Consider the following 22,755-nt stretch of genomic DNA (forward strand, 5'->3'; position numbering starts at 1 on the left):
ATGATCAAGCGCATCACCGACCGCCCCGACCTGGAATTGATCGGATTGCACTGTTACACACCGGAGAAGATCGGCCGCGACGCCGGTGAGATCGCCGGACTGGAGCCGATCGGTGTGACGGCCACCGGCACCGTCGAGGAGATCATCGCCGCCCGGCCCGATGTGATGACCTTCCACGGCGTGTTTCCGGACGAGGCCCTCTACGAGCAGGTCCTCGAGGCGGGCATCGACATCGTGACCACGGCCGACTGGATCACCGGGCACCACCGCGATCAGAACCACCCGCATCCCTCGGGGCGCAAGGTCAGCGAGGTCCTGCAATCGGCTTGTGAGCGTGGCGGTTCCACGTTCTACGGGACGGGTATGAATCCGGGTCTGTGCCAGATCCTCGGGGTGACGCACTCCTGCGACGTCGCGGATATCGAGAACGTCACCGTCATCGAGTCGGTGGACGTGTCCTGCCATCATTCGGCGGCGACCTGGATCGAGGTGGGTTACGGCAAGCCGGTCGAGGACCCCTCGCTCCCGGCCTCGCTGGAGAAGTTCACCCGGGTGTTCGCCGATTCGGTCTACCTGATGGCCGACTGCTTCGGACTCGAGCTGGACGAGGTCACCTTCGACTACGAACTCGGCGCGTGCACCCGGGACGTGGATCTGGGCTGGTACCAGCTGCCGAAGGGCTCACTGGGCGGGAACTACATCAAATATCAGGGCATCGTGGACGGGCAGCCCCGGATCGAATCGCACCTCGAATGGCAGATGACCCCGCACACCGATCCGAAGTGGGATGTGAAGGGCTGCTACATCACTCACATCACCGGCGATCCCAGCATCTACAGCAAACACATGATCTTCCCGAAGGCGGGCGTCGATCTGTCCGATCCGGCCGCGTTCGCCTCCATCGGCATGACCGTCACCGGACTGCCCGCGCTCAACGCCATCCGCTCGGTGGTCGCCGCGCCGCCGGGCATCCTGACCAGCGCCGATCTGCCGTTGCGCGGATTCGCGGGGCGCTTCAAGCAGTGAGTGGCGCCTGATCCGGTCGAGCGGGCGTGCGCGATCGCTGGTTACATGGAGAGCGCGTGCCGGGGCGGGCGTTCCGCCTCGGCATCACTCCTGATCAGCACCACCACCACTGAAAGGTGCACCGATGCGGTATCGCAAGCTCGGCAGTTCCGATCTCCAGGTCTCGGAGATCTCGCTCGGGTCCTGGCTCACCTATTCCGGCGGCGTCGCCGCCGATGCCACCCGCGCCTGCACCGAGGCGGCCTTCGACGCGGGCATCAACTTCTTCGACACCGCCAACGTCTACGGCCGCGGTGCGGCCGAAACCGCTTGGGGCGAAATCCTTTCCGAGCATCCCCGCGACTCCTACATCCTCGCCACCAAGGTGTGGGGGCAGATGTCCGACGATCCCGCCGACGCGGGCCTGTCCCCCGCCCAGATCGCCAAGCAGATCGACGCCTCGCTGACCCGGCTGCGGACCGACTACGTCGATCTGTACCAGGCGCACCGCTTCGATCCCGTGGTGCCGATCGAGGACACCGTCGAAGCGCTGCAACGGGTGGTCGAACAGGGCAAGGCGCGCTACCTCGGCTTCAGCGAATGGACCAACGAGCAGATCAGCGCCGCGATCGAGATCGGCGGACCCGATCTGTTCGTGTCCTCCCAGCCGCAGTACTCGATGCTCTGGCAGGCTCCCGAGGTCGAACTGTTCGACCTGACCTCGAAGAGCGGCATCTCCAACATCGTCTGGTCACCCCTGGCTCAGGGCCTGCTCACCGGCAAGTATCTCCCCGGACAGCCCGCTCCGGCCGGAACCCGATTCGCCAGTGAGACAATGGGATTCGCACAGGGCCTGGTCAACAGCGAGGCCGCGGCCGAAGCGGTGCAGCGCCTGGTCCCGCTCGCGGAGGGCGCGGGCATCAGCATGCCGACCCTCGCCCTGGCCTGGGTCCTGCGCCGCAGCGAGGTCGCCTCGGCGATCATCGGCGCATCCCGCCCCGAACAGGTCCACGCCAACAGCATCGCTTCCGGCGTGGAACTCTCGGACGAGCTGCTCGCCGCCGCCGACGAAGCGCTCGGCGACGTCCCGGTCACCAAGGTCACCCCCGGCCCGAACGCCCAGACCGGGATCACGCACCGCTCCTGAATTCCGGTCCGCGACCACCACGAAACCCTGTTCAGTTTCTGTACATCTCGGCCGTCGCCGTCGGACGCAGTATGGCCTGTGTCACATCACGATGTACTCAGGAGGTTTCGATGACGGTGGTCTCCGATTACCCGATCCGCGCCGATATCCGCTCGTACCTGTCCGGTCGAAAGCAGTTGCTGATCGACGGCGAGTGGGTCGACGCGGTGTCGGGCAGAACGTTCCCGACCCACAATCCCGCCGACGGCGAGGTGCTGGCCGAGGTGGCGCACGGGGAGGCCGCCGACGTGGATCGCGCGGTGCGCGCGGCCCGCACCGCCTTCGACGAGGGCCCGTGGCAGTGGATGAAACCCAACGAGCGCGAGCGGCTGCTGTGGCGCGTCGGTGACATCCTGACCGAGCGCGCACAGGAATTCGGCGAACTGGAATCGCTGGACAACGGCAAATCCGCCGGGATCGCGACGGCGGTCGACGTCGCGTGGGCCGCGGATGTGTTCCGGTACTTCGCGGGCTGGGCCACCAAGATCGAGGGCTCGACGGTGAACGTCTCGATGCCGTTCGCCCCGCCGGGCAGCCAGTTCCACGCGTACACCCTGCGCGAGCCGGTCGGGGTGTGCGGGCTGATCATTCCGTGGAACTTCCCGCTGCTGATGGCGTCCTGGAAGCTCGCGCCCGCGCTGGCTGCCGGGAACACCGTCGTGCTCAAGCCCGCCGAACAGACCCCGCTCACCGCGCTCCTGCTCGGAGAAGTGTTCCAGGAGGCCGGATTTCCCCCCGGTGTGGTCAATATCGTGACCGGATTCGGGGACGCCGGTGCGGCACTGTCCGCGCACGACGCGGTGGACAAGGTCGCGTTCACCGGATCCACCGAGGTCGGCAAGCTGGTCGTCGACGCGGCCCGGGGCAATCTGAAGAAGGTATCGCTGGAACTGGGCGGCAAGAGCCCCAACATCGTGTTCGCGGACGCGGATTTCGAGTCCGCGGTCGCCGGATCGCTCAACGCGTGGCTGTTCAATCACGGCCAGTGCTGTGTCGCCGGAACGCGACTGTTCGTGGAGGACAAGATCTTCGGCGAGTTCACCGAGGCGGTCGCCGAGGCCGCGGCGGCGGTGAAGATCGGGCCGGGGCTGGATCCGACCTCTCAGCTCGGACCGCTGGTATCCCAGGAACAGTTCGACCGGGTCACCGGCTACCTCGAGGCCGGGACCGCCGCCGGAGCACGAGCGCTGACCGGCGGAAAGCGGTTCGGCGACAAGGGATATTTCGTCGAGCCGACCGTATTCGTCGATGTGCGACCGGAATTCAGCATCGTGCGGGAGGAGATCTTCGGCCCGGTGGTCGCGGCGCTGCCGTTCGACGCCGAGGAGGGCATCGCCCCCGCGGTGCTCGCGGCCAACGACTCCGAATACGGCCTGGCCGCGGGGATCTGGACCCGGGACCTGTCCCGGGCGCATCGAGTCGCCCGGCAACTGAAGGCCGGATCGGTGTGGATCAACCAGTACAACGGCTTCGACACCGCACTGCCGTTCGGCGGCTACAAGCAATCCGGCTGGGGGCGCGAGCTGGGCGCGGCCGCGATGGATCTGTATCTGCAGACCAAGGCCGTCAACGTCGCGCTCTGACCGAAACTCATTGCTGGAGAAGAACCATGAAAACCACAGCAGCAGTACTCCTGGAAGCCGGAAAGCCGTTCGAGCTGATGGAACTGGACCTGGACGGTCCCGGTCCCGGTGAGGTGCTCATCCGCTATACCGCCGCGGGCCTGTGCCATTCGGATCTGCATCTGACCGACGGTGATCTGCCGCCGCGCTATCCGATCGTCGGCGGCCACGAGGGCTCGGGCGTCATCGAGGAGGTCGGGGCGGGCGTCACGAAGGTCGCTCCCGGCGATCACGTGGTGTGCAGCTTCATCCCGAACTGCGGCACCTGCCGCTACTGCTCCACCGGCCGGCAGAACCTCTGCGATATGGGCGCCACCATCCTGGACGGCTGCATGCCCGACGGTACGTTCCGATTCCATTCCGGTGGAACGGATTTCGGTGCGATGTGCATGCTCGGCACCTTCGCCGAGCGGGCCACCATCTCGCAGCATTCGGTGGTCAAGATCGATCCGTGGCTGCCGCTGGACACCGCGGTCGTCGTCGGCTGCGGTGTGCCCTCCGGCTGGGGCAGCGCCACCAATGCCGGTCATGTCCGCGTCGGTGACGTCACCGTCGTGTACGGGATCGGCGGCCTGGGTATCAACGCGGTGCAGGGTGCGGTGCACGCCGGGGCCAAGTACGTCGTCGTGGTCGACCCGATCGCGTTCAAGCGCGACACCGCACTGAAAATGGGTGCGAGCCATGCCTTCGCGAGTGCGGAGGAGGCGGCGGTGAAGGTCACCGAGCTGTCCTGGGGCCAGGGCGCGGATCAGGCGATCATCACCGTCGGCACGGTCACCGAGGAGGTCGTCTCCGCGGCGTTCGACATCGTCGGCAAGGGCGGCACCGTGGTGATCACCGGTCTGGCCGATCCGGCCAAGGCCACGGTGCACGTCTCCGGCGCCATGCTGACGCTGAACGGGAAGACCATCACCGGCAGCCTGTTCGGCTCCTGCAACCCGCAGTACGACATCGTCAAACTGCTGCGCCTCTACGACGCGGGCCAGCTGAAGCTCGACGAGCTCATCACCACCCGGTACGGGCTCGAGGATGTCAACAAGGGTTATCAGGATCTGCGCGACGGCAAGAACATTCGCGGGATCATCGTGCACTCCTGAACCCGCGCACCGCACAACGGATCTCACCGCGGACCTCGGATCGCCGTCGTCCGCGGTGAGATCCGGCGCGCTCGGGGCCGGTGCGGTGTTCAGATCCTGGACACCGCGCGGGATGTCGCGTCACGGATAATTCCCCGGAACCACGGAAAGTGACGTAGCACACATCAGCGTTGATATTCTGGCCCGATCTGTGACCACGATCGGGCGTTCGGCGCGGTGCGCTGCGCCGAACGCAAGGAGTAGGCATGAGGGCGCGGCAATCCGGACAGCTACGCACGCTCGTGCCGCGGTCGGAAATCGAACTGTCCTGGAAGCGATCCCGGCTCTGCGGAGTCGCACCGGAATTCGACGGATTCGACGATCTGCCCGCCGTGGAATTCGATCCGCGCGGTCATCTGCTCGATGCGGCCTCGCCGGTGCTCGACCAGATGTCCAACGCACTCGCCGGCACCGCGTACAGCCTGCTGCTGGCCGACCGCGACTGCCGGCTCATCTATCGCTGGTTCGACAATCCGCGCGTCGAATCGACCCTGGACACTCTCGGCATCCGCGGCGGGGTGAGTATGGCCGAGGAGGCGGTCGGCACCAATGCGCTGGGCACGGCGCTGGAGACCCGGCAGGGCATCGTGGTGAACGGCGCCGAACATTACGTCGAGCGATTCAAGAACTTCACCTGTTACGGCCACCCGATCTGGCATCCGGTCACCAAGCGGCTCGAGGGCGTCCTGGACATCACCAGCGCAGGTTCTCGCGCCGACCCGCTGCTGGCCCCGTTCCTGACCCGCGCGGCGAACGATATCGAACAGCGACTGCTCGACAAGGCCAAAGCATCCGAACGAGTGCTGCTCACCGCATTCCAGGCGGTCTCGCGGCAGCGGCGCGCGATCGCGGCCATCGGCGACGACATGGTGCTGACCAACCGTGCCGCACTGGATCTACTCGGACCGCCCGATTACGCGGTGCTGCGGATGCTGGCCGAGGATGCCTCCTCCCGGCCGCGCACCCTGGACATCGCCGTATCCTCCGGCGCGCGGATGCGGGTCGGTCTCGCCCGGGTTCCCGGTGCGGGCACCGGCACACTGTTCCATCTCGATCCGATCGACGAGCGGCCCGCAGTGTCCGGGGCCGCGCCGAGGATTCCGGTCGCGCACCCCGCCGTGCGCGCCGATCTGGTTCTGGTCACCGGGGATCGCGGCACCGGGCGCAGCACCGAGGCCAGGCGACTGGCCCGCGCGGACGAGGTCGAGTTCCACAATTGCGCCGAAATCGCCTACACCGGTACCCAACCGTGGGTGCGGCGGCTGTTGTCTCGGCTCGACTCTCCCGGCGGGACCGTCTGCGTGGAGAACGTCAACCTGCTGCCGGATCCGATCGCCGACATCCTCGCCGAGGCCCTGGATTCCCGGGACCGGCCGCGCCTGATCCTGACCTCGCTGCCGCCCGACACCCTCACCGGCGGCCCCGCCACCCTCGCCGCGATGTGCCCCGACCGCGTGGAATTGAAACCACTGCGCAATCGGACCGCCGACCTGACCACCATCACCGCTCGCATGGTCCGCGAACTGGATCCGGCCGCGGACATCCGCCTGCTGCCCACCGTGCTCGAACTCCTGGGCGCACAGCCGTGGCCGGGAAATCTGCACGAACTCAGGGCCGTACTCGCGCACGTGTTGCAACACCGCCGCCGCGGCGACGTCACCGTCAACGACCTGCCCGAGCGCTATCGGGTCGCCTCCCGCGCCCGCCGCCTGTCCGCCCGCGAACGCGCCGAACGAGACGTCATCGTGGAGGCATTGCGCCGCCACAACGGCAACAAGCTCAGGGCCGCAAGCGAACTCGGCATCAGCCGCACCACCCTGTACGCGCGCCTGCGCGCACTGCGCATCATCGAACGCTGAGTCCCGAGAGCTGCGACTCACGATGGCGGACACCGCATCCGGTGATCCCGAGATGCGGTGGATTCGGTCCGTCATCGCCGCAGGTTCTCAGTCGAACAGGTCGGTGATCGTCTCGATGGTGATCGCTCGCGTGAGCCAGGAGGTGAGTTGGCCGTGGTCCGTGCAAGCAGTGATCCGGTCGTGGGCTGCGGCGGGCACAGCGATACGGCGCTGGGCCAGAACGTCGAGAATTGCTTCAGCCTTGCCCTCTGCCTTCCCCTGGGCCTTGCCCTCTGCCTTGCCCTGGGCTGCGCCTTCGGCGCGCAGTCGTTGCGAGGTCTCCGAGCGGAAGAACGACAGGTCCACGGCCATCAGCTGCCTCCAGATGTTTGCGGCCGGGCTGTCGCCCAGACCGAGTTCGGTGACTTCGGCGAAGATCCGGCGGTCTTCTTCGTCGAGGGTCCGCAATGCGGCGGCCAGCGGCTCCATTATGGCACCGATGGCGGAGTCGTCGACGTGGGTGATCTGGATCGACATCCAGAAGTCGAGTGTCTCAGTCGAGACGAAAGTTATTCTACTACAACGGATTTGACCAGATTGGACTTGCTCATTCGATAGGTCGGCTACTGGAACGGTATCGCATGATGCGCCAGTTTCGGGCAGTGCAGCGACTACCGGTGTGCCGGTTACGAACCGCCGTCCGGAAGGCCGTCGGCGAAAGCGGGTGCGCCGGGCAGGTATTCACCCGAGAGTAGACGTTTGATGATCTTGCCGGTCTCGCCACGCGGGAGGGATTCGAGGAAGGTGACGTCGCGGGGGACCGAGAATCTGCTGAGGCGGTTGCGGATGTAGGTGCGGATCATCTCCGAATCCAGGCCCGAATCTTCGCGTTTGACCACGTAGGCGGCCAGGCGCTGGCCGAATTCGCGATCGGGCACCCCGACCACGGCTACGTCGGTGATCTGCGGCAGATAGGACAGCGCCTCCTCCACCGGGCGCGGGAAGACGTTCTCGCCGCCGGAGATGATCATCTCGTCACCGCGCCCGGCGATGAACAACCGGCCCGCGGCATCGAGGTAGCCCAGATCGCCGGTGTCCAGGAGTCCGTCGGCCTCCTCGGGCGGCGCGTAGTTCACGTATCCGTCGAACAGCATGCGGTTGCCGACGAAGATGCGGCCGGTCGCGCCGATCGGCACCGGACGCCGTTCACCGTCCAGCACAGCGATTCTCGTGCCCAACGGCGGGCGGCCCGCACTGGTCGGCGAGATTCGCAGATCCTCGGGAGTGGCGATCGTCGCCCAGGAGACCTCGGTGGATCCGTAGACGTTGTAGAGGATCTCGCCGAACACCTCGGCGAACCGCAGCACCGCCGCCGCGGTCAGCGGCGCACCGCAACTGGCGACCACCCGCAGGCTCGACGTGTCGTACCGGGCCCGTTCGGCCAGCGGCAGATCCAGGATCCGCTGCACCATGGTCGGCACGAGAATCAGTGTGCTGGCACGGTTCTCGGCGACCAGCCGCAGACATTCGCGGGCGTCGAACTCCTCCTGCAGCACCACGGTCGCACGCAGTGCGGTACTCAACTGCAGTGCGGCCAGGCCCCAGGTGTGGAACAGCGGCGCGGGGATCACCATGGATTCGTTCATCTGCCACGGAATCCGGGACAGCAGTGCGGCCACGGTGCCGAAGCCCTTCGGATGCGGCCGCCGCGCGCCCTTGGGCGAACCGCTCGTGCCGGAGGTCAGCACGATCAACCGCCCGGGACTCTGCGGACGACGGAATTCGTTGTGCCCGAGAGCGATCAGCTCCTCGATCGTGGTGCGCGACGGATCCGCCGGGACGCGATCCGGTTCGGCCACACCGTAATCGGTGCGATAACGGTGCACGTCGGAGTTCAGGTAGCGGATCAGCGGGTCCAGGCAGTCGTCCACGAACAGCGTGGTCAGCCGGTGTCGCTGCACGGTCTCCTCCAGCTGCCGGGGCGACAGGCCCGCATTGAGCAGCACCACGTCGACGCCGAGTTTCCCTGCGGCGACCATGGTTTCGACCGCGCCGGCGTGATTGCGGGCCAGCAGTCCCACCGCGTCGCGGGAGGTCAGCCCGAGCTTCGCGGACATCGCGCCCGCCAGCGCCTGGGTTCGTTCGTGGATCTCGGTGAAGCTGCGCACACCGTCGCGGTCCACGATCGCCGCACCGTCCGGTTCCCGGGCCGCCGCGGCGGCGTACCCGCCGCCCAGGGTGAAACCCCAGGTCGCCAGCGAGCCGATCTGCCGCGCACCGTGATCGAGCCGATACGTGCGCACCACACCGGAGGAGACCATCTGCCGGATCACCGCCGCACGGAACGACAGCGCCGAATCCTGGCCGTTGACCACGATCGAGGTCGAGGACCCGTGCGCCAGCTGCACCAGCCGACCCAGTCCGTCGTGGGTCCAGGCTTCGAGCTGTTCGTTGCCCAGCGCGGCGACCGCGGGATGAATGCGGCCCGGCGCGAAATAGGTCACCGTCACCCGCACGTCGTCCTCGCGCTGGCGCAGCCGCACCGCGACGAAGCTGCCCACGGCCGCGCAGCGCAGCTCGAACCGCCGCCCGCGGCCGCCGTCGAGCAGTCCGATCGTCAGGGTGCGCACCTCGGTGTGCGGGCCGCCGACCCGCACGCGCCACTGCGGCAGACCTCCGATCGCCTCCACGGGATCGCAGGCGCCGATTCCGGCGAACAGTCGTGCATAGGTGGCGGGTTCGGTGAGCAGCTGCCAGACTGTGTCCCTGGCGACCGGCATATCCGCGGTCACCTCCACGATATCGGTGACCAAGGTCGTACTCCTCGTTCCAGGCGTGCAGACCCATGTTGCCGAATATTCACCTCGGCATCGAGGTATCGCCGCCGCCTTCGGAGAATTCACAGCACCCGCCGGGCACTGTCCGAGTCCTTCACAGTGGCGAAGATGCGGACATCTCCACCGCGCGCGGCCGATTGTGGTCCGGGCCAATCGGTTCGGCCTCGGATTGGCGGAAAACCCAAGGGGTGCGCGGAAACCTTGTTCCGCGGCGGACGGGCTCCTAGCGTCGCTGCCATCGTGTCCGGCAATGGGGAGGCGTCGCGTGCATCATCCGACCGGGCTTCGCCGCTCGCACCGAGTTCGCCTCGTTGCGGTGTGCGCGGCGGCGATGTTGGCGGGTGGCCACGGGATGGCGGTGGCCCCCGCCGACGCCGCGCCCGCCGACCCCGTGACGGCCGCCTCGGCGCATGCCCGGCCCGGTCCCGACGGATCACATCTGCTCACCGCCGTGGCCGGACGCGGACGCGTGGTAGAGCTGACCGTCCACTCCGCCGCCATGCGCCGCCCGATCTCCGTGGAAGTGCTTCCCCCACCGGATATCTCCCGTCGCGCGCCGGTGCTGTACCTGCTCAACGGCATCGACGGGGGCGGCGGTCCGAGCGGCTGGAGCGGGGGCGGCAACTGGCTCACCCGCACCGATGCGGCGCGGTTCTTCGCGGACAAGCAGGTCACGGTCGTGATGCCGGTCGGCGGGGCGGGCAGTTTCTTCGCTGATTGGCGCGCCGACGATCCGGTGCACGGTCGTCAGCGCTGGACCACCTTCCTCACCCGCGAACTGCCCCCGATCATCGATTCGGCGTTCGGCGGGGCGGGGGGGAATGCGATCGCGGGCCTGTCGATGGCGGGCGTGTCGGTGTTCGAGCTGGCCCTGGCCGATCCGGAACTGTATCGCGGGGTGGGGTCGTTCAGCGGCTGCGTGCGCACCAGCGATCCACTCGGGCAGCTGATGGTCGACGCGATCGTCACCGCGACCGGGGGCGACAGCCGGAACATGTGGGGCCCGCCCACCGATCCGGCATGGCGGGCCAACGATCCGTATCTGCACGCCGAACGGCTGCGCGGGCTGGCACTGTACGTCGCGTCCGGGAACGGCTTACCTGGACCGCTGGACACCCTCGACGGTCCGGGGATCGGGCACAATCCGATGAAGCTGGGCGATCAACTCCTGGTCGGCGGCATCCTGGACGCACTGGCCGGGCGATGCACGCAGGAGTTGCGAGATCGGTTACGGCAGTTGAACATTCCCGCGAAGGTCGTGCTCCGCCCGGACGGCACCCACTCGTGGGGCTACTGGCAGCAGGATCTGCACAACGCGTGGCCGACGCTCAGCGCGGCGCTGGATCGGTGAGACCGGCCTCGGTCCCGTCGTGCCGCGGCGGTTCGGGCAGCAGCAGCGTCACTCCGGCCAGTCCGGCGGCGGCCACGGCGATCGCAGCGAACATCGCGATACTCCCGCCGAGCGTGTGCGCACGGAAGAACACCGTGCTCAGCACCGCCAGACCGACCGCGTTGCCGATCTGTTCGAGAGTGGGCAGCAGACCCGAGGTCTCCCCCATCTGCCCCTGATCCAGCCCCGCGAGCATCACCGGCTGCAACTGCAGCCCGAACACCCCCACGCCCAGGCCCGAGACGAAGACCGGAACCACCGTCAGCGCCACGCTGATCGCACCGTCGGTCAGCACCAGGTACACCGCGGCCACCGCCATACATCCGGCGTAGAGGGCGATGCCGCCGGCCAGTGAGCGAACACCCCAGCGTCGCACCAACAGTGGCGCCGCGAGCGCACCCGCCCCCGCCCCCAGCGCGAACACGGTCATCGCGATCCCGGTGCGCAGCGCCGAGAAGTGCAGTTCGTCCTGCAGCGTGATGGAGGCGGCGAAGACGAATGCGGTGAACATGCCGAAGAATCCGGTCACCAGAATCGAGCCGACGGCGAATCCGCGGTTGGCGAACAGGTCCGGGCGCATCAGCGGGCCGCGCCCGCGGCGGATCAGAACACGTTGGTACACGAGGAATCCCGCGCCCAGCGCGATCGCGGCCAGCACGATAACCACGGACAGCGCCCGCCACCCGTGCTGCTGGACGTCGGCCAGCGCGTACAGCAGCGCGAGCAGGCTCGCGGCCGACAACACCACACCGCCCAGATCCAAACGCGCGCCGTCGGATTCGGCTCCGACGTGCAGAAAACGGGCCGCGAGCGCGAAGGCCACGATGCCCAGCGGCAGATTGATCAGGAACACCCAGTGCCAGCCCAGGCCCCACAGATTCAGCGTCAGCAGGATCCCGCCCAGAATGGGACCGACCATGCCCGCCCCGCCCGCGGCCAGCCCGTACAGCGCGAACACCTGCGGATGGCGGCTGCGCGGAAAACTCGCCGCCAGGATCGCCAGGGTCTGCGCGGCCATCGCGCCTCCGGCGATACCCTGCACGATCCGCGCGATCACCAATTCGGTTGCTCCGGTTGACATTCCGCACCAGACCGAGGCCGCCGTGAACGCCACCGCGGCCACCAGGAACAACCTGCGACGCCCCCACAGCGCGCCCAGGCGCGCCGCGGTCAGCAATGTGCAGGCGAATGCGAGCGAATATCCCGAGATCACCAGCAGCTGAGCCGAGGACGAGGCGGCCAGATCCCGGGTGATGTCCGGCAGCGCGGTATTCACGATGGTCACATCGATCATCTGCATGAACACCGAGATCAGGCAGGCGCCGAAGGTCAGCCAGGCGGCCAGTTCCCCGCGCACGGCTGCTGTGGGATTGCGAACACCGATTCCGGCCACTTCTGCGCACCTCGATCACTGATTGCCCCGACGAATCCGCTGGAGCGTATCGACGTCGCCGCCACCGTCGAGCCCACACCGGGCAAGACCTTGGCACCCCACAAAAGAGCGGGCCCGCTACTGTGAACCCGCATCGAATCCGCCCGTCCACCGGCCGCGATACGCGGTCGTTCTCGCTAGTGTGTTCCTGGTCGAGTGGTTCCCCGTTTCGGACGAATGACGAGCATTGTGAAACCCCTGCGCACAATTGTGATCATCGCGTTGGCCGGATGTCTGCTGACGACACCGAATCTCGGTGTCGCTTCGGCCGCACCCGCCGACGCGGGCCCCAGCGGTCCGCAGCAGTGGATCGACAACACTGTTCCCGCACCGAACCTTCCGGCTGCGCCGTCGCCGCACGAGGCCCGGCTTTCGCCGCAGCAGGCGGCGCTGTGGCGGGCCATCCAGTCCCCGCCGGCCGGTGATCCGATCTTCGATTCCTGGCCCGCCGACCTGAACGGGCTACGTCCGGGCGACATCATCTCCGCGCGCGATGTGACCGCGACCTCGGCCCTGCTCGCGGCGGTGCCCATCCAGCGTGCGCTGCTGCTGAAGTTCCGCACCACCGACGGCAACGGCAAGCCCTCCTTCGGCACCGCCACCCTGGTGGTCCCGGCCGCGGCTTGGACCGGATCCGGCGGCCGCCCGGTGGTGGTGAACGCGCTGCCGATCAACTCCCTCGGGCTGCGCTGCACGCCGAGTTATGCGATGGCGCACGGCCTGCACTCGAAATTCAGTGTCGGAGACCTGATTCCGCCGACGACGTGGTGGGGTCTGTCACACGGTTACGCGGTGCTGATCCCCGATCACGAGGGACCGCGGATGGCGTACGCGGATCCGAACGTGGCCGGGCACATCGTGCTGGACGCCATTCGCGCCGTGCGCGCGAAGGAACCGAATCAGTTCTCCCGCAGTCGATTCGCGATCGGCGGTTACTCCGGCGGGGCGATCGCCTCGTATTCCGCGGCGATGCTGCAGCACGAGTACGCGCCGGATCTGGACGGGATGCTGGCGGGCGCAACGACCGGCGGCCTGGTCACCGACTACCGGAACATCGCGCACAAGTTCAACGGCAATATGGCCTCCGGAATCCTCATGGTGGTGGCGTTGGCCGCCGCGCGGGAACATCCCGAACTGCTGCAATATCTCAACAAGCTGGGCCAGTGGGTCGCGACCTCGCCGGTGAAGGACACCTGCGGGGACAGCAACGGGCCGCTCGGGGTGACCGGCGTCCCGATCCAGATCGCCACCACCATCGCCGATCCGCTGAACAGTCCACTGGCGCAACAGATCTTCGACACATGGGATCTGCGCGAACGCACCTCCGGCGCACCGCTGTACATCTATCACGCGATATGGGACATCTGGATTCCGGAGCAGGATTCGAAGAATCTGTTCGCGAACCAGTGCGCGCGCGGTGTGCGGACGGTGACCCGCACGGTGCCAGGTGAACATGCGATCGGCATGTTCGCCGGATTCATCGGGGCGACCCAGTGGCTCGACGAGCGGCTGCAGGGCCGCCCGGCCCCGAGCGACTGCCCGGCAGAGGCCGCCGAGCCCACGACCCACGCCGCGCCGACGATACCGGCTAGGTAGCCAACTCCAGCACGGCCTGCGGATCCCACGGCATCGGCCCCACCGGGAAGCCGAGCCGCACCAACCGGTGCGGCTCGGCCGCCTCGAAATGCGCCACCGCCGGGGGCAAGAATCCGCCGATCACCCTGTCCGCCAGCATGTTCAGGTGCGGCAGGCGCGGACGCAGCCGCACCTGACGACAACGGATGCGCCCGGCCGGAACGTCGATACTCGCGCACTGTTCGACCCGCACGGACAACGGCAGGTGGACCGAGTAGGCCAGCCACAGATCCACCGATTCCTCCACTCCCTCGGTGAAGTCCAGGCCGCGCAACAGGACCAGCCCGCCCAGCAGCGGCATCACATTCGCCGGGAACGGTGTGATCATCCCGCCGAACTGCAGATGCTCCACCCCCAGGAACCGGCCCTCCTCACGGGAGACCACGACTCCGCCGGATCGCGATTCGGCACAGTAACTTTCGGCGTGCAGACCCTCCTGCACCCGGCGGAATCGCTGATGCACCGTCATCTCGAAGTCGCCGACGCTCGCCCGGGCCTCGACCAGCGAGGCGTAACCGTCCGGTTCGCGGGTGATCACCCCGGTCAGATCGAGTCGGCCGGGCCGGCCCTCGACCAGGACCGGGTAGACGGTCCGCTCGCCGTCGGGGATGCCGGGGTCACGAAAGACCGTGTGCACCTTGAACTCCTGTCGGATCAACGGTCGAAGAGTCACACTCGGGCGGCATCTCCGGCGACCTCGGCGAATACCGCGGCCATCGCGGTGATGTAGCGGTCCACCGACTCGTGCGCGACGGGCGTGTCCGGATAGATGACACTCAACGTGGTGTGCTCGGGAAAACGGTTGATCCACATCAGCACCTCCTCCGAGGCCGCCCGGTTCGCGTACACCCCGCAGTCGGCCATGTCGAAGTACTCGCTACCGGACAACTCGCGGGTGTCCACGTAGGAGATCATCGGATGTCCCGAGCCGGGTCCGGCCTTGATCTCCGGATCGGACTGCAACAGGTGCAGCACCCGGTGCAGCGCGGTGGGCGCGAGCAGCAGCCCGTCGTCGTAGGCGCGCTGCGCCATCGGCACCATGCGGGTGAACGGGGTCTTCGCACCGATCGGGAAGGCCACCGGCACCAGGTTCACGTACCAGCCCACCGACGCGCGCTCGGCCGCCGAGACGCGAGTGCTGATCGGCGTCATGCCGAAGTAGTAGTCGCTGCCGGTCAATTCGCGTTCGGCCAGCGCCGCCGCGGCGAAGATGCCACCGGCGAATTCGGCCCCCTGATCGCCGCAGAGGCGGTCGAACCGTTCGGCCGCGGCCGCGTCCAGCAGCGTGACGGTGCGGTGCGCGCTGCGGTTGTAACCGTCCAGGCGTTTGCCCAGATCCAGTGGGAAGGAAGGCAATCGGCCGTCGTTGCCGCGCAACAGCTGTCCCCACCGCCGCACGCCGGGCGAAGTCAGGCTCAGCTGTTCGCTGTAGGCGCGCTCGCGGGCGCAGTAGTCCAGATGGCTGGCCGGTTCGGTGAGCATGCCGGTGTCCTGCCACACCTGCGCGACGTACAGCATCGCCAGTTCGAATCCGGCGATGTACTGGCCGAATCCGTCGGTGTGCAAATGGTCCGCGGCCAAGTACACGGTGGTGGATTCGGCGCGCTCGATGGCGCCGAAGGTGAAGCAGTCCCAGTTGAACGGTCCCGGGGTGGTCTTCTCGACGTGGTCGCGGATACTTTCCGCGTCGTACATCTCACCGTGGTCGACCGGGACGAATTCGACCGCCTCGGCGGGCACCAGATGCCGCCGGACCGTCCCGCCGGGGCCGAGGGCGAACCAGGTGCGAAAGCTGTCGTGCCGTAACAGGAATGCGTTCACCACCCGGGTCATCGCCTCGCGATCGAGGTCCCCGGCGGGGATCTCGGCGGTCACCACACACAGGCCCGAATACCGGAAACCCGCCTCGCGGTGCCGATCCGCCAGGCGCAGATACTCCTCCTGCTGATGTGCGGGCGGGACGGGATGCGCCGGGGCGCGGGCGGCCCGCTCGAGTGCCTGCGGCGAGGCCACCCAGCTGGTGAGGCGGCCGGGCGCTGGTTCCCACTCATCGATCAGACCGAAACCGACCACGACATGTCCTCACTTCCCGGTGCGCGCCGACGCACGGCCCACCCCGCGGATGCTCGGTCGGGCCGTGCGCGGCACGCGGTCTCGTTGGGTTGATCCACTCGCCGCAGCGGTTACGCCCCGGCCTCGGAATTCGCCAGGACCAGCGGCGAATCCACGGCTGCGGCGCCGTTCGCGGCGCCGTTGGCCACCGCGACCTGCTCGGCGGCCGCGCCGACCGGAACGGGTTGCGGCGCTTCGGTTTCCGATGTCGAGGTCGCCGAGGCCAGAATCAGCTCGGCCACCTTGGGTCCGGCCTGTTCCAGGCTGAACGAGCGGCCCATCTGCAGGGACATCAGATCGATGCCGAGCGTCTTGGTCACCCGCGCGCCCAGTTCCACCGCCATCAGCGAATCCAGGCCCAGTTCCGGCACCGGGACGGTCATATCGATCGACTCCACCGGAACGCCCATCACCACCGCGAGTTCCTCGGCCATCTTGCGGGCGATGAACGGGCCGCGCTTGACCTCCTCCATCTCCGCCAGCTCATCGCGCAGCTGGGCCAGCTCCGAGGTGTCCTCGGCCGAGGCCTGCGCCAGCGCGGTGGTGCGCCCGGTCCGGGCCAGCTGCGGGAATGTGCCGGTGAGCTTGGCCCAGTCGGTCGGGATGATGGCCGCCCGGGTCGCGCCCAGGCGCAGGGTCTGCTCCAGATAGGCGGTGGCGTCGGCCATATCGATCGCGCCGAAGCCGACCAGATCGAGATATTTCACCGCGGTCTCGTCGGCGGCCATACCGCCGGTCGCGCCGGACAGGTGGCCCCAGCCGACGCACAGCGCCCGCTCGCCGGCGCGGGACCACTGCTCGGCCAGCGATTCCACCGCGACATTGGCCGCGCAGTAGTTGTACTGACCGTAGATCCCGTACATCGAACCGCCGGAGGAGCACAGCACGAACATGTCCAGCGTGATGTCGGCGTCCGCGATCGCCTGGTGCAACACCCGGGCACCGTGCACCTTGGGCCGGTACACCCGGTCGAGCTGATCGTGTTCCATCAGCGCGATGCGGTTGTCGGCCACCGCGCCCGCCGCGTGGAACACCCCGCACAGCGGATGTTCGGCGGTATGCGCGCGGGTCACCATCGCCGCGACGGCCTCACCGTCGGTGACGTCGAGCCTCTCCTCCAGCACCTCGACCCCGATGGTGCGCCAAGCCTCGAGCTGCGCACGGGCGTCCTCGGTGCTCGCACCACGGCGTCCGGCCAACACCAGCCGCCGGGCACCCCGCATGACCAGCCAGCGGCCGATGGCCATGCCGAAGCCGCCGAAGCCTCCGGTGACCAGATAGGTTGCGTCACTGTCGATGTCGAGTTCGGGAAGATACGACCGGACCGGCGGTTCCGGATCGTCGATGCGCAGGGCGATCCGGGTGGTGCGGGTCGAGCGGATGGTCTCCTCGAATGCCTTGGCCACATCGCGGGTGTCGAACATGGTGTATTCCAGCGGCTGGTACACCCCTTCCAACACCCGCTGGTAGACCCGTTGCAGCAGGGCGGTCAGGCGTTCGGGGCGCACCGCGACCAGCCGGTCCAGATCCATCGAGAAGTAGGCGACGTTCTTGTCGAAGTTGCTCATCTCGAGCAGTCCGCCGGTGTAGATGTCGGCCTTGCCGACCTCCACGATCCGCCCGAATTCGGCCACGGCGTTGAAGTTCTGCCGCAGGATCTCCCCGGGAGCGCTGCTGAGTACCACGTCCGCACCGGCGCCGCCGGTGATGGCGAGCACGTCGTCGACGAAGTTCAGCGAGCGCGAATTCACCGCGTAGTCCGCGCCCAGGGTCAGGATGTGCGCGCGCCGCTCGTCGGTACTTGCGGTGCCGATGATGCGGGCCCCGCGCGCCTTGGCGACCTGGATGGCAGCAGTGCCGACGCCGCCGGCCGCACCGTGGATCAGCACCGTCTCCCCCGGCTCGAGCCGCGCGAGATCGTGCAACGCGTATTCGGCGGTGCCGAAAGCGATTGTGCTGGTGCAATATCCGGGATCGGTGTCCGCTGGCAACGGGATGGTCAGCGACCGGTCCGCGAGGGCGAAGCGGCGCATCATGCCCTTGGCCGCGATCGCGACCAGATCACCGACGGCCAGATCGGTGACGCCCTCGCCGAGCCGGGTGATCTCCCCGACGCCCTCCATCCCCGGCACGGTGCCGAAGTAGGTCGGCGCGAGCTCGCGTTCGCCGAGCAGTCCGATGACCTTCAGCGGATCCTTGTAGTTCAGGCCGATCACCTGCATGCGGACCTCGGCCTGATCCGGACCCGGCGCCGGGCGCGGACATTCGCGCCAGGCCAGTGCGGACAGCACCCGGGTGCGCGGCAGCTCCAGGGTGAAGTTGGCCTCCGGATCGGTCAGCGCGCGATCGGTGTCCAGCTGCTCGAGTCGCTCGGGCAGCGGTTTGGTCACCACCGGAGCCCAGCGCACCCCCTCGCGCAACAGCACCTCGTCGGTGTTGTCCAGCGAGAACGCCCCGGGCACAGCCAGTTCCGCGACCAGATCGGCGATCGGGCCGCCGGGTTCGGTGTCGATCAGCCGCCAGCGCAGCGCGGTCTGCTCGTTCAGCAGCACCCGTCGCGCACCGGCGAGCGCGGCCTGCGCGGAGTCCGGTGTAGCCGGGGTGTGCGGCAGGGCGAAGGCCCGTTCGGTCACCAGGGTGACGTGGCAGGCGCCGTCGCCGAAGACCGATTGTGGTGTGCCGTCCGCGGACTCCGGATTCGCGAATTCGTGTACGGCCACGGCGATTCGCTTGAGGGTCCACAGCTGTGCGAGATCGTCCTGCTGGTCGGGTCCGGCGACCAGGACCACGTGCAGCCGCCGGGTGCCCTCGTCCCGACCGGCCTGCAGGAGTTCGGTGAGTTCCGGCTCCAGTTCGGAGCCGGGCGAATCCACCTGGTACAGCCGCGATCCCGGGATCGCCTCGGCCAGTTCGGTTGCCCGGGCACTCTTTCCGAGCGCGATGATCAGGGTGGTGGCCGATCCGGCGTCGGCCAGTGCGGCCGGATCGATCGGATCACGCTGTTCCATGGTGTCGGCATAGTAGAAATCGACCATCCGGTGCAGCGGGTCGTCCCCGGGACGCAGTGCGCCGATCTGCAGACCGGTCAGGCGCATCACCAGATTCTGGTCGGCGTCCAGCAGATCCACGTCGGCGCGCAGCCGCGCCTTCGGGTCGCGGCGGGCCACCACGGTGATCCGCTCGGGCAGCGGCGCGAGCGACCGCACCGCGTTCACCCCGACCGGGACCATCGTGCCCTCGTTGATCCGCTCGTCGGCGAACAGCAGCGCCGCGCTCTGCATGCCCGCGTCCACCACCGCGGGATGAGCCAGATGCCCCGAGCCCTCGGCGATCGAGCCGTCCACGGTCGCCACCACGACGTCCTCGCCGACCCGCACGTCGACCACGCGCCGGAAGGCCGGGCCGTACTGCAGACCCGCGGCATCCAGGGCGGAGTAGAACATCTCCGGATCGATGTCGACCCCGACCTCGATGCCGGGCACGCGGGTGAAGGTCTGTTCGTGGCTGCCGGTCAGCAGGCGGCCGTGCGCGTGCACGGTCCACGCCTGTCCGGTCGCGCCGCGCGAGCGGATCAGGAACCGGCCGCTGGTCTCCTCCACGCTCAACGCCACCAGCGGAACGTCCGGTGCGCCCATGATCAGCGGTGCGACGAACCGGACCTGTTCCAGGCCAACGCGTTTGACGCCCAGCCTGCTGGCCGCGGCACTGAGCGCGGCGTCCAGGTAGGCCGCGCCGGGCATGATCTTCACCCCGTTGACGACGTGATCGGCCAGCCACGGCAGCAGTTCGCCGCCGACCTGCAACAACCAATCCGGGCGGCCCTCCAGATCCGGGTCGCCCAGCATCGCGTACCCGTCGCGGGTGCCCAGGCGCGCCTGTTCGAAAAGCGGTAGCGCCGAATGCAATCGGGTGCGCTGCCAGGGGTAGCGCGGCAACCGCAGATGGGGTGTGGCCGGTCGGTCCGACGGGAACAACGTGTCCACCGCGAGCACTCCGGCGGCGTACAGGCCGATCAGGGTGCGCCGGATACTCTCCGAATCCGGTTGGGTGCGATCGAGTGTCGGCACGGTGGTGCCGTTGACGTCCGCGCCCAGCAGCGTCTCGCGAATGTTGCCCGAGAGCACCGGATGCGGGCCGACCTCGAGGAACACCCGGCTGTCCGCGGCGATCAGCGCCGCGATCGCATCCCGGAACAGCACCGGTCGGCGCACGTTGGCGCACCAGTACTCCGCATCCCAGTCACCCTCGGTGACCCGCGCGCCGGTAACGGTGGAGTACAGCGGCACGATCGGCGACCGTGGTTTCAGATCGGCCAGTTCGGTGCGCAACTCGTCCAGGATCGGATCCATCAGCTGGCTGTGGTACGGCACCTCCACCCGCAGGCGACGCGCGAAAACACCGTCCTCGGTGAGCTTCTCGGCGATCTCGTCGAGCCGATCCACATCGCCGGACAGAGTCAGCGAACTCGCGCTGTTGATCGCCGCGATGTCCACTCGCGCGTCGTCGCCGACCAGTTCGCGAGCCTGCTCGGGGTTCAGCCCGACCGCGAGCATGCCGCCGGTTCCCGCGGTGGTCGCCTGCAACCGGGCGCGGTGATACGCCACCCGGACGGCCTCGGGCAGGGTCAGCATCCCGGTGAGGTACGCCGCGGACACCTCGCCGACGCTGTGGCCCACCACCGCGGCGGGCGTGATGCCGTATTCCGCGAGCTCCCGCACCAGCGCCACCTGGATCAGGAAGTTCGCGGGCTGCGCCACCTCCGTCCGGGTGAGCCGCGACTCCTCTTCGGGCCGCTGCAACTCCTCGACGATCGACCAGCCGGACAACGCCCGGAACTCCTCGTCGATCCGCTGCGCTGTCTCGGCGAAAACTCCACCGGCGGCGAGCAGTTCGCGGCCCATCCGCCAATGCTGCGGGCCCATGCCGGAGAACACGAAGACCGGTTCGGCCACCCGCGACAGGATCGTGCGGGCCGCGTCGCGGCCCTCTCCCCCGGCGAACTGGCGCAGCTGGGAGATCAGCTCGGTGGTGTCGCCGTCGACCAGCACGCCGGTGCGATACGGGTGATGGGCCAGCCGGGTCCAGGCCGCCTCGGCCAGATGAGCCGGATCCGCGCCCGCGGCAAGCAGATCCGCGAATCGGCCCGCCTGCGCGCGGGCCGCGGCGGTGCCGCGCGCGGAGATGGGCAGAATGCCGAAGTGCTCGCGCTCGCGGGCCGTGCTCGCGACCGGCCCGCGGTATTCCTGCAGGATCGCGTGCGCGTTGGTGCCGCCGTAGCCGAATCCGTTGACCGCGATGGTCATCGGCGCACCGCCGGGTGCGAGCGGCTGCGGCTCGAGCTGGACGCTCAGGCCCAACTCCTCGAACGGGATGTCCGGATTGGGCTTGTCCAGCCAGCCCTGCGGCGGAATCGTGCGGTGCGCGATCGCCAGCGCCGCCTTGATCACACTCGCCACACCGGCCGCGGCCTCGGTATGCCCGATCGTCGATTTCACCGATCCCACGCCGAGCGTGCCGGTGCGTCCGGCCGGTGCGCCGAAAACCCTTCCCAGCGCCCGTAATTCGACCGGATCGCCGACCAGGGTTCCGGTGCCGTGCGCCTCGACGTAAGTGATCTCGTCCGGCTTCAGGCCCGCACGCGTGCACACCTGACGCGCCAGGGACTCCTGGGATTCGGCGCTGGGCACGGTGATCGCGGTGGTGCGCCCGTCCTGGTTCGCACCGGTGGCCTTGACCACCGAATAGATCCGGTCGCCGTCGCGGACCGCGTCCTCGAGCCGTTTGAGCACCACCATGCCGGCGCCCTCGCCGCGGCCGTACCCGTCGGCGGAGGCATCGAAGGATTTGCAGCGGCCGTCGGTGGCCAGGAAGCCGCCCTTGCACATCAGCACGAACGTCTCGGGCTGCAGCATGACGTTGACGCCACCGGCCAGCGCGACCTCGCAGTCGCCGTTGTCCAGCGCCTGGCAGGCCAGATGGAAGGCCACCAGGGAGGAGGAACACGCGGTGTCGACCGTCAGCGCGGGCCCGGTCAGGTTGAGCGCGTAGGCGATTCGGTTGGACAGCATCGTGTAGGAGGCGCTGGCCGGGGTGTGCATATCGGTGTGGAACAGCGCCGGGCCGACCACGCCGATGACCGACTGGTCCACCACGAATCCACCGACGTACACCCCGACCGGCGCACCGGTCGCGCGCCCGGCCACGCCCGCGTCGTCCAGGGCCTCCCAGGTCACCTCGAGCAGCAACCGCTGCTGCGGGTCGAGCACCGTAGCCTCACGCGGGGAGATGCCGAAGAAATCCGGATCGAATTCCCAGGGATCGATCGTCATGAACGCGCCGCGTTTGGTGTAGGCGCGACCCGGCGTGCGCGGTTCGGGATCGTAGTATCGTCGGTAATCCCAGCGGTCGGCCGGAATCTCCACCACTCCGTCCCGTTTGTCGACCACGAAATCCCAGAACGTGTCGGGCGAGTCGATGCCGCCCGCGAATCGACAACCGATACCGACAATTGCAATATCAGACACGCAGTTTTCCTCCCGAGCTCGGGATATGTCATCGCCGT

The 22,755-nt window shown here is 68.1% G+C and carries 13 protein-coding genes; 7 read left to right on the forward strand and 6 right to left on the reverse strand.

Annotated elements, in window-relative coordinates; genetic code table 11:
- The 5 genes from ON40_RS15040 to ON40_RS15060 all read left to right on the forward strand — a co-directional run bounded on the left by ON40_RS15040 (position 1) and on the right by ON40_RS15060 (position 6,808).
- Complete coding sequence (locus ON40_RS15040) at positions 1-1,026, forward strand: NAD(P)H-dependent amine dehydrogenase family protein (protein ID WP_051193241.1); 1,026 nt, start codon at positions 1-3, stop codon at positions 1,024-1,026.
- Between the two features lie 124 nt (positions 1,027-1,150).
- Positions 1,151-2,152, forward strand: a complete 1,002-nt coding sequence (locus ON40_RS15045; protein WP_040822966.1) for an aldo/keto reductase — start codon at positions 1,151-1,153, stop codon at positions 2,150-2,152.
- Positions 2,153-2,262: 110 nt separating this feature from the next.
- A complete protein-coding gene (locus ON40_RS15050; RefSeq protein WP_040822969.1) occupies positions 2,263-3,774 on the forward strand; it encodes an aldehyde dehydrogenase family protein in 1,512 nt (503 codons plus the stop codon).
- Between the two features lie 26 nt (positions 3,775-3,800).
- Entirely contained in the window at positions 3,801-4,910 is a 1,110-nt protein-coding gene (locus ON40_RS15055; RefSeq protein WP_040822972.1) for an NDMA-dependent alcohol dehydrogenase, read from the forward strand.
- 245 nt (positions 4,911-5,155) lie between these two features.
- On the forward strand, positions 5,156-6,808 hold the full coding sequence (locus ON40_RS15060; RefSeq protein ID WP_063713009.1) for a sigma-54-dependent Fis family transcriptional regulator: 1,653 nt from the start codon (positions 5,156-5,158) through the stop codon (positions 6,806-6,808).
- An 87-nt stretch (positions 6,809-6,895) separates the two neighbouring features.
- Here ON40_RS15060 and ON40_RS15065 read toward each other — a convergent pair whose 3' ends face one another.
- Both ON40_RS15065 and ON40_RS15070 read right to left on the reverse strand, forming a co-directional pair.
- Positions 6,896-7,324: a hypothetical protein gene (locus ON40_RS15065; RefSeq protein ID WP_051193130.1), complete on the reverse strand. Its 429-nt coding sequence runs from the start codon at positions 7,322-7,324 to the stop codon at positions 6,896-6,898.
- Between the two features lie 149 nt (positions 7,325-7,473).
- Positions 7,474-9,600 (reverse strand): AMP-binding protein, encoded by a 2,127-nt coding sequence (locus ON40_RS15070; RefSeq protein ID WP_051193131.1) that lies wholly within the window; start codon positions 9,598-9,600, stop codon positions 7,474-7,476.
- Between the two features lie 355 nt (positions 9,601-9,955).
- Here ON40_RS15070 and ON40_RS15075 point away from each other — a divergent pair, with 355 nt between their 5' ends.
- Positions 9,956-10,975, forward strand: coding sequence for an alpha/beta hydrolase (locus tag ON40_RS15075; protein ID WP_040824093.1), 1,020 nt, complete (start codon positions 9,956-9,958; stop codon positions 10,973-10,975).
- On the opposite strand, the gene ON40_RS15080 is transcribed toward ON40_RS15075, so the two are convergent.
- On the reverse strand, positions 10,953-12,407 hold the full coding sequence (locus ON40_RS15080; RefSeq protein WP_051193132.1) for an MFS transporter: 1,455 nt from the start codon (positions 12,405-12,407) through the stop codon (positions 10,953-10,955). The genes ON40_RS15075 and ON40_RS15080 overlap by 23 nt on opposite strands.
- A gap of 216 nt (positions 12,408-12,623) precedes the next feature.
- Here ON40_RS15080 and ON40_RS15085 point away from each other — a divergent pair, with 216 nt between their 5' ends.
- Entirely contained in the window at positions 12,624-14,042 is a 1,419-nt protein-coding gene (locus ON40_RS15085) for a lipase family protein (protein ID WP_063713010.1), read from the forward strand.
- On the opposite strand, the gene ON40_RS15090 is transcribed toward ON40_RS15085, so the two are convergent.
- The 3 genes from ON40_RS15090 to ON40_RS15100 all read right to left on the reverse strand — a co-directional run bounded on the left by ON40_RS15090 (position 14,035) and on the right by ON40_RS15100 (position 22,717).
- Positions 14,035-14,718: a hypothetical protein gene (locus tag ON40_RS15090; protein WP_040824099.1), complete on the reverse strand. Its 684-nt coding sequence runs from the start codon at positions 14,716-14,718 to the stop codon at positions 14,035-14,037. The genes ON40_RS15085 and ON40_RS15090 overlap by 8 nt on opposite strands.
- Before the next feature lie 32 nt (positions 14,719-14,750).
- Entirely contained in the window at positions 14,751-16,154 is a 1,404-nt protein-coding gene (locus ON40_RS15095; RefSeq protein ID WP_040822977.1) for a condensation domain-containing protein, read from the reverse strand.
- Positions 16,155-16,264: 110 nt separating this feature from the next.
- Positions 16,265-22,717 (reverse strand): type I polyketide synthase, encoded by a 6,453-nt coding sequence (locus tag ON40_RS15100; protein ID WP_051193133.1) that lies wholly within the window; start codon positions 22,715-22,717, stop codon positions 16,265-16,267.
- Positions 22,718-22,755: the final 38 nt, after the last annotated feature.

The organism is Nocardia jiangxiensis NBRC 101359 (genome assembly GCF_000308615.1).
In the GTDB taxonomy this organism is placed as follows: Bacteria; Actinomycetota; Actinomycetes; order Mycobacteriales; family Mycobacteriaceae; genus Nocardia; species Nocardia jiangxiensis.